This is a genomic window from Streptomyces sp. NPDC048331 (assembly GCF_043201215.1).
GTDB lineage: Bacteria > Actinomycetota > Actinomycetes > Streptomycetales > Streptomycetaceae > Streptomyces.
Genome location: NZ_JBICYT010000077.1, coordinates 1,141 through 2,215, shown reverse-complemented (window position 1 = coordinate 2,215; position 1,075 = coordinate 1,141). Strand labels below are relative to the sequence as shown.

The 1,075-nt window shown below is 76.9% G+C and carries 1 protein-coding gene; it reads left to right on the top strand.

The annotated features are described in order from the left end of the window. Window positions 1–1,075 (top strand): hypothetical protein (locus tag ACGFYY_RS41470; protein ID WP_393717700.1); only part of this gene is annotated, 1,075 nt, incomplete at both ends.

Genomic DNA, 1,075 nt, shown 5'->3' with positions numbered 1-1,075 from the left:
GGGCCGGCTGCTGGGCGTGCTGCGGAAGGCCGGGGCGCAGGAACAGGTCACCGCCCTGGCCGAACGGGCCGCCGCCCACATCTCCCTCGACGACCCGGGCACCGTGGGCCGGCTGCTGGGCGTGCTGCGGAAGGCCGGGGCGCAGGAACAGGTCACCGCCCTGGCCGAACGGGCCGCCGCCCACATCTCCCTCGACCACCCGTTCTCCGTGGGCCGGCTGCTGGGCGGGCTGCGGAAGGCCGGGGCGCGGGAACAGGTCACCGCGTTGCTGGCCCGGGACCCCGCCGCCCACGTCTCCCTCGACGACCCGTTCGACGTGGCCGATCTGCTGGGCGTGTTGCGGGAGGCCGGGGCGCAGGAACAGGTCACCGCCCTGGCCGAACGGGCCGCCGCCCACTTCTCCCTCGACGACCCGTTCGACGTGGCCGATCTGCTGGGCGGGCTGCGGGAGGCCGGGGCGCAGGAACAGGTCACCGCCCTGGCCGAACGGGCCGCCGCCCACTTCTCCCTCGACCGCCCGTCCGCCGTGGGCCGGCTGCTGGGCGTGCTGCGGGAGGCCGGGGCGCAGGAACAGGTCACCGCGTTGCTGGCCCGGGACCCCGCCGCCCACGTCTCCCTCGACCACCCGTCCGACGTGGCCGATCTGCTGGGCGGGCTGCGGGAGGCCGGGGCGCGGGAACAGGTCACCGCGTTGCTGGCCCGGGACCCCGCCGCCCACGTCTCCCTCGACCACCCGTTCGACGTGGGCCGGCTGCTGGGCGGGCTGCGGGAGGCCGGGGCGCAGGAACAGGTCACCGCCCTGGCCGAACGGGCCGCCGCCCACGTCTCCCTCGACCACCCGTCCGCCGTGGCCGATCTGCTGGGCGTGCTGCGGGAGGCCGGGGCGCAGGAACAGGTCACCGCCCTGGCCGAACGGGCCGCCGCCCACGTCTCCCTCGACCACCCGTCCGCCGTGGGCCGGCTGCTGGGCGTGCTGCGGAAGGCCGGGGCGCAGGAACAGGTCACCGCGTTGCTGGCCCGGGACCCCGCCGCCCACGTCTCCCTCGACCACCCGTTCGACGTGGGCTGGCTGCTG